Origin of the sequence: uncultured Rikenella sp., from assembly GCF_947628055.1 — a bacterium.
In the GTDB taxonomy this organism is placed as follows: Bacteria; Bacteroidota; Bacteroidia; order Bacteroidales; family Rikenellaceae; genus Rikenella.
In genome coordinates this window covers 1-7,335 of sequence record NZ_CANQYJ010000118.1, presented here as the reverse complement: position 1 = coordinate 7,335, position 7,335 = coordinate 1, and the positions used below count along the sequence as shown (strand labels likewise).

The following is a 7,335-nucleotide window of genomic DNA, read 5'->3' as shown; positions in this document are numbered from 1 at the left end:
GTGGAGCTGGAGGGAATCGAACCCTCGTCCAAACGAGGAACCCCGAAGTTTTCTACATGCTTAGTCTCCGCTTGATTGTCGGGAGGCGGCCAGGAGGGAGACACCCGAGCCGGATCCTTAGTCCGTTGAGTTTCGCTTGCCGAACCGGACAGTCGAAAAGCTATCTTTTAATTGAATGATACCCGTTGTCAGACGAGGCTAAAAGCGGTCCCCGCCCGAGGGGTACTCGTCGGCCCGGCTCCTCGGCCGGGCGGATTAAGGTAATCTCACTTGGTGAAATTACGCAGCGAGTGCGTAGCTATTATTGCCATTTGTAGTTTGAAAGTTCCGATTAACGAGGCCCCTTACAACCCTCGGCATGCTTACCTCAAGACTCTGAACCCGCTGTCAAAACCGGTCAGCCCCAAGTGCAGATATATAACGACGGGCAAGAATGGCAAATTGCGCGCCGCACGTCGGCAAAGGTATGAAAAAAGTGCCGCCGGTGCAACTGGGGTAGAAATGAAAACCCCGCTCCGCCTCCGAGGCGGAGCGGGGAACGTTTTGTTATTTGTTTTTAATCAAATATAAATATCCATATGTAATTGAACCATTATACTCATACTCACGGTCGTCTTTATCGTAGTCAAAACTAAAGCTTTTTTCACTATAATCATCAGCATTATTAAATAAGATAGCATCAATATAGTAAGCTGTAAAAGAACTATAATCATTGGCCCTACAAACAATATCTGTGTATATTGGAAAGGTCACATGTTTCTTGGCTTGCTTGTAAGTCTTAATCAGTAATTCTATTTCCTCTTTAGATGCGACATGGTACCCCTCAGGGATTTTTTGATAATGATTATATAAACCGAACTCTGTATCAAACGGCCCAATAACCTTTATATCTTCAATCTTATTATTTGCTTTATATTCCCCGTAAGTTATACCGCCAAGCAACTCAGATATAACCGTATCTGATAACTCAATCAACCCGTCCATACTATTTACCTCGCCGCTTGCCTCTGAAGCTCCCGTAATTTGTCCTGTTTGCACATTAATCATACGCGCAGAAATAAACATGGATTCATAGACCTCAGAGATGTCAGCAACCAATACATATTGAACGCCAAACTGCTGACCTAATTTTACAATCTGATTATCGCTGACTGCACCTGACATTTGGTAATCCTGCTCTTGGGTGAGCGCAGACAAGAAATCAGCAGTTCGCTCAACTGCTGCATAATTGTCACTTCGGGTAATGCTCGAAACCATTTTTGCCCCAATGACCTTTTTCTGTCCTGATTCCGCTTCACCAGTTACATACACAGCAATCTTTTGTTTCGCAGTTTGAGCCGAAACCGACGGAGCAATCATTCCGAGAATAATTGCCATAAAGATAAAATAACGTTTCATTGCAAGTTGATTATTTTGATCGTTTGTTCAGTAATCTGTACGCTACATTATTCGCCAATGCTGTAAGCACGCTTGAATCCGTATATTTGCGATTCTGATTAACCGTTTTTACGATAGCGCCTGTTTCAAGATTGATAAGTCTTGCAGACATAAAACAGGTTTCGTCGCGCTTGATAACGACATTTACCACAATGACATAATCGACCCCGAGCCGTTCACCCACTTTGCGAATTTCCTTTTCAGGTACTTCACCCGAAAGCTGGTAATCTTGCTCTGCGGTCAGTGCGTCGACAAACGCTTCGTTGCGTTCAAACGGAGCATACTCCTTGTTGCCCGACATACGAGCCAGCGTTGCGGAGCTGATAATGGATTTGTCGTCATTGCCAATCTCTCCCTCTACATAGACAGCAACTTTTTTAGTCTGAGCGAAAGCGAGGCCTGAAAAGAGCATCACGATGCACAAGAGTAAAAGCTTTTTCATAAGCTTAAAAAAGATTTTTTCGCCCTTCCGACTCCGCGAAAGACTGGGTGTGTAGAAAAAAAGAAAGTGTGGAGTCGTTAGTTTATCCGAGTAGAGGCTCTGGAATGCCCAAGGATCAAATAAACAATACCCCACACCTGTATAGAGTATATGCTCAGAACGAGACGTACCTATACAAGCAATGAGTGTTATTGCTTATCCTTGATCCTTTGAAATTTTCCAGATTTCTACTCAAGGACAAAAGCTAAACACTTTCATCGAAATATGTCTGCCGGGGTCTCCGAAAAGGCTCCCGACAGGGGCAAAGATAGAAAATGTTTTGCTGCGAAACACTCCTCTGGGGTATTGCACCGGCAAATTTCGGCGAAACTTTCCGAAATTCCGCTATTGCGTTCCAAGATTGTTCGGTGTATGTTCGTCTTTCTTACCCCGTCAGGGCCGGCATGTCGCGGGGCGCGATACAAAACCAGCCGGCCTCCGAAAGGAGGCCGGCTGGTTGAACGATCCACCCAAAAATCAATGGGTTATAACTGCTCCGGATCGAGCTCTGTCACATATCCTCCCTCTAACAGCCACGTCCGTCCCGGATATTGTCTGATATTGGCGATATTATGGGTGGATATAATCACTGTCCGCCCTTCGTCTGCAATGTTGCGGAACAAGTCCATGACTTCGGCCGTGGCATTCGGATCGAGATTGGCCGTCGGCTCGTCCGCCAGCACGACCTGCGGATTGTTCAGCAAAGCCCGCGCGATTCCCGCCCGCTGACATTCGCCGCCCGACAACTGATACGGGTAGGAATGCGCCTTATGGCTCATGTAAGTCAGGCTCAGGACGTCCCCGATCCGGTGGTCGATCGCTTCGGCATTGCGCCAGTCTGTCGCTCGCAGGACGAATTCGAGATTTTGATATACCGTGCAATCGTTCAGCAAGGTCGCTTCCTGGAATACGATGCCCAACCGCCGCCGAAGATAGGGAATCTGCCTGCGGGTCAGCATGTGCAGCGAAAATCCGGCGATCTGTCCGCGTCCCACTTGCAGCGGGAGCTCGCCGTAGAGAGTTTTCAGCAGACTGCTCTTGCCGCTGCCCACGCGCCCCACGATATAGATCAATTCGCCGGGATAAGCGTACAAATTGACGTTCCGGAGCACTTCGTGCCGGCTGTCTTTCTGGAAAATTACAGCGTCGGTGAGCTGTAGAGAAGGTTTTTCCTGCATCATAACGTATGGACAAATATACGCTTTTGGGGTGGAAAAAGAGAAAAACGGCTCCGAAAAGCCGTTTCCGGGGAATAGGGGAAAGAGAGCGGTTATTCCGGACGGTAATCCGTTGCGGTATCCTCTTTGAAAGTCAGCGACGGGGCATATCGGGTTCGGATCGAACTCCAATTGTCCTCGCCCGCCTGAATATCCTCGACTAACGGATAAAGTTGAGCTTTCAACGACGAGCTGTAACCTCTGCCGACCTCAGCGAAAAAGACGATCACGCAAAGTTCCTGCAAAGGGCGGGGTAAATCTTCCAAATCGCATTGTTCATTGGCGAATGCGATGAAAGAGGCGGCGTTGTGGATGCTGTCCGAATCTAAGTCGGCGGCAATGCTGTCATAATTGCGCGGGCGCCCCATGCGCACCACCGGGTCGTGTGGCTGCCAACCATGGCCGACAATGATAGAGGTGCCTTGCAAGGCGGTGTTCAGGTCGTTGATAATTTGGTCGCGCATGGCACAATCTTTTCCGATCCAAACGTAGGTGCTCCATGCTTTACCTGCTTTGTACAAAACGGACATTTTCATAATTCGGTGAATTTTAGTGAAACAAATCGGTTTGTGGTAACTGTGTGTACCGTCCCCGAAAGTAATCACTGTCGAATGGCCGAATTATCATAAATTTGTCGGTCAACCACGGCTGTTGGCCAGTGGCTGTGCAAGGTTCAGGAATTGGAACGATAGTCCTTGGCCAGCCCTCCCTCCGCCGTCTCTTTGTAGAGGCTGGGCAGGTCATGCCCCGTCTGGCGCATCACCTCCACCACCCGATCGAAACTCACCCGGTGCCTGCCGTCCGAGTAGGTCGCATAAATGTTCGAGTCCAACGCCCGCGCCGCCGCATAGGCATTCCGTTCGATGCAAGGGATCTGCACCAGTCCGCAAATCGGGTCGCAGGTCAGCCCCAGGTGATGTTCCAGCCCCATCTCCGCCGCATACTCGATTTGTGCCGGCGTCCCTCCGAACAGCTGGCACGCCGCAGCCGCCGCCATCGCACACGCCACTCCCACTTCGCCCTGGCACCCCACCTCCGCACCCGAAACCGAGGCATTGTGCTTGACCACGTTTCCGAACAGCCCGGCCGTTGCCAGCGCCCGCAGCATCCGGGGCTTGCCGAAATCCCGCGTCTGCTGCAAATAGTACAGCACCGCCGGCATCACACCCGACGAACCGCACGTGGGTGCCGTCACGATCTCGCCGCCCGCCGCATTCTCCTCCGAAGTCGCCAAAGCATAGGCATAAACCAGCCCCCGGCTGCGCATCGCTTCCGAGTATCCTTTGGAACGGATATAATAGTCCCCGGCTTTTCTTCGCACGCCCAACCCGCCCGGCAAAACCCCTTCGGCCTCTATGCCGCGCCGGATACCTTCCTGCATGACCGTCCACACTTGGTCGAGGTAGTCCCATATCTCCGGGCCCTCGCACTGCTCGACGTACTCCCAGTAAGAGCATCCCGTTTTGTCGCACCACGCCTGAATATCGGCGATCGTACTCATCCCGTAGATCATTTCCGGCTGCTCGGCCGCCGTTTCCTCGTTGGCCAGCGACCCGCCGCCGATGCTGTAGATGCGCCAGCTCTCCCGCGGCTGGGCCGCGTGGCCGTAATAGCTCTCGAACTGCATGCCGTTCGGGTGGAAAGGCAGGAACACATCGGGTTTCCAGTGGATCGAGGTCGGAGCTGTCGGTTCCAGGACGTCCAGTATGGCTTTGTCCGTGAAATGTCCCTTTCCTGTGGCCGCTAAGCTGCCGAACAGGGTGACTTCATAGCGTGCGGCCTCCGGGTTTCGGGCGAGAAATTCCTGCGCGGCCCGGCGCGGAGCCATGGTGTGGCTGCTGGAAGGGCCGTGCCCGATGCGATAGATGCCTTTGATCGATTCCATAGGTTTTTTGTGTTGGGTTTTCAAAGATACGTTTTTTCTGTTTGCGGGTTTCGGAAAAGAATATACCTTTGTCACCGGCAATGGTTCGCCGATGGCACTCTGTACGAGGGGGTGCGGGCGATCAAAAGGGAACCGGGTGAAAATCCCGGACAGTCCCGCTGCTGTAAGCCCCGTCGGGAATCCGTTCCCGGCCGAAGGGTGCAGGACATTCTCAGCTTTATGCCACTATTCGTGCGCCGCCTTGTCCGAAAGGTGCGGCGCGGAAGAATGGGAAGGCCGCGTCCGGCGCACCCGGGGTAAGTCAGAAGACCTGCCTTGCCGTTACCTGTCGTCCGTTTCCGGGGATTTGAAACGCGACGACGCCTGTCGGAGATTCCGGGAAACAAAACAAGAGATTTTTCCTCCGGTTTGCATAACCGAGAGGGATTTGTAGCAGGCGGGTTATGCCTGCTCTACTCCGTTTTCGTTGCCATCTGTCGGCAGGCGGACAAATACGGAAATCGAATCAAAACACACATACGGAAAATGAAAAAAATCAACCTTTTGCTGGCCGCATCGGCTGCACTGCTGCTGTTCAGTTGTAACGACGACGGGGGAAAAATCGACATCCCCGGCTTGAAAACGCAAGGCTATTACATCCTCGGCGAGGGAACTTTCGGTTCGGAAAACTCGACGCTCTATTATTACGATTTCAGTACGAAGACCGCGACCGATCGGTTCACGACGGCCAATCCGGGCGTGGTGCTGGGCAATACGGCCAACGACATGAAAATATACGGCTCGAAGCTCTACGTGGCTGTCGACGTAAGCAATAAGGTGCTGGTGCTGGATGCCGCTTCGGGACGGATTCTGGAAGACATCGACATGGGACAAGCCGACGGCAAGAATCGCGAACCGCGCGGAATCGCCTGCGCTGCGGGCAAAGTATTCGTATCGACTTACAGCGGACAAGTGGCCCGGATCGATACGACGAGCTATGCGGTGGACTACACGCCTTACGGCGGATCGTTCAAGTACAGCGAAGGGATTGCCGAGGTGAGCGAACGCACCCTCTGCGTGGCCAATGCCGGCTACGGCTCGGGAAATACTGTCACGATGATCGACATTCCGAGTTTCACGGTTACGGGCGATATGACGGTGCCGACCAACCCGAACGAACTGGCGGTGGCCGGCGACGGCACCGTATATCTGGCTACGTGGATGGATTACGCTACGGGGGCGCCGGCAGCCTTGCACAAACTGAACCTGATGAACAAAACTTACACTACGGTTCCGGGTGTGGAAGTGCAGCGGATCGCCATCCACGGGCAGAAATTATATGGGGTGAATACCACATACGATGCAACGACTTATGCTCCCAGTTCGTCGCTCGTCAAGGTGGACCTCGCGGACGGTTCGTCGGAAACGATGATCCCGTCCAAGGCTGGAGCGTCGTTCTACGGCGTGAATGTCAATCCGCTGAGCGGCTATGTTTATGTGTCGGACGGTTCAGCCAACGAGGTGCTGGTTTTCGACGAAAAGGGAACGGCCCAGCCTGCGGTGACGAATGCCGGGAACGGGGTCAATACGGTGGCTTTCGTAAACAAAATAGCTAAATAAAAACTTTCAAAGTGTAAGGTTTTTATTCGTGATGTGCCGGCTCTTCGGGGATTGGGCGCGAGGCACGGGGTGGTGGTTCTCCCCGTGCCTTTTTTGTATCCCTGCGCCTGGTGGATTTCCGTTCCGAAATGCGTATATTTGTGCTGCTACTAACACCAATTCTTATTTTTCAATGGCAAGACAGACCCTTCTGCTTCCGGCGCTGGTCGCGTTGTGCCTGGCGGGAAGCGCCGCCGCGCAAGGTTTCGACAAGGCCGGTAAACCCGTGATCCGTTCCGAATACCGGCTCCGAGGCGGTATTTATCACGACGGATGGATCGATCTCAACAAAAACGGACGGAAAGACATTTACGAAGACCCGGCGCAACCGGTGGAGCGGCGGATCGAAGACCTGCTCGGCCGGATGACTTTGGACGAGAAGACGGCGCAGATGGCTACGCTGTACGGCTACGGGCGTGTGCTGACCGACGACCTGCCGACGCCGGAGTGGAAGGCCGACCGGATATGGCGGGACGGCATCGGGGCGATCGACGAACACCTGAACGGCTATCCGCCGGGGCGGAGGAACCGCGAGAATCCGTATGTCTGGCCGGCGTCGAACCATGCGTGGGCGATTGACGAGGTGCAGCGTTTCTTTGTGGAGGAGACCCGGTTAGGGATTCCCGTCGATTTCACCGACGAGGGGCTGCGGGGGGTGGAGAGCTTCCGGGCGACCA

Annotated in this window: 6 protein-coding genes, 1 other RNA gene, 1 pseudogene and 1 riboswitch; of the genes and pseudogenes, 2 read left to right on the top strand and 6 right to left on the bottom strand. The window is 53.1% G+C overall.

The features are described 5' to 3' along the window. The 6 genes from ssrA to Q0Z93_RS09120 form a co-directional block, all read right to left on the bottom strand. Positions 1-405, bottom strand: a transfer-messenger RNA (tmRNA) gene (ssrA, locus tag Q0Z93_RS09145). 141 nt (positions 406-546) lie between these two features. Next, on the bottom strand, positions 547-1,398 hold the full coding sequence (locus Q0Z93_RS09140) for a hypothetical protein (protein ID WP_298064786.1): 852 nt from the start codon (positions 1,396-1,398) through the stop codon (positions 547-549). A gap of 10 nt (positions 1,399-1,408) precedes the next feature. Next, positions 1,409-1,879 carry a hypothetical protein gene (locus tag Q0Z93_RS09135; protein WP_298064783.1) on the bottom strand — a complete coding sequence of 157 codons (471 nt, stop codon included), beginning with the start codon at positions 1,877-1,879 and terminating at the stop codon, positions 1,409-1,411. A gap of 524 nt (positions 1,880-2,403) precedes the next feature. Further along, entirely contained in the window at positions 2,404-3,099 is a 696-nt protein-coding gene (locus Q0Z93_RS09130) for an ATP-binding cassette domain-containing protein (RefSeq protein ID WP_298064782.1), read from the bottom strand. 89 nt (positions 3,100-3,188) lie between these two features. Further along, positions 3,189-3,671: a hypothetical protein gene (locus tag Q0Z93_RS09125; RefSeq protein ID WP_298064781.1), complete on the bottom strand. Its 483-nt coding sequence runs from the start codon at positions 3,669-3,671 to the stop codon at positions 3,189-3,191. Positions 3,672-3,808: 137 nt separating this feature from the next. Then, on the bottom strand, positions 3,809-5,020 hold the full coding sequence (locus Q0Z93_RS09120) for an L-serine ammonia-lyase, iron-sulfur-dependent, subunit alpha (protein ID WP_298064779.1): 1,212 nt from the start codon (positions 5,018-5,020) through the stop codon (positions 3,809-3,811). 64 nt (positions 5,021-5,084) lie between these two features. Next, positions 5,085-5,353: riboswitch (cobalamin riboswitch) on the top strand. A gap of 192 nt (positions 5,354-5,545) precedes the next feature. On the opposite strand from Q0Z93_RS09120, the gene Q0Z93_RS09115 reads away from it, so the two are divergent. Next, complete coding sequence (locus tag Q0Z93_RS09115; protein WP_298064777.1) at positions 5,546-6,619, top strand: DUF5074 domain-containing protein; 1,074 nt, start codon at positions 5,546-5,548, stop codon at positions 6,617-6,619. A gap of 172 nt (positions 6,620-6,791) precedes the next feature. After that, positions 6,792-7,335: pseudogene (locus Q0Z93_RS09110) on the top strand (beta-glucosidase); the annotation flags it as partial.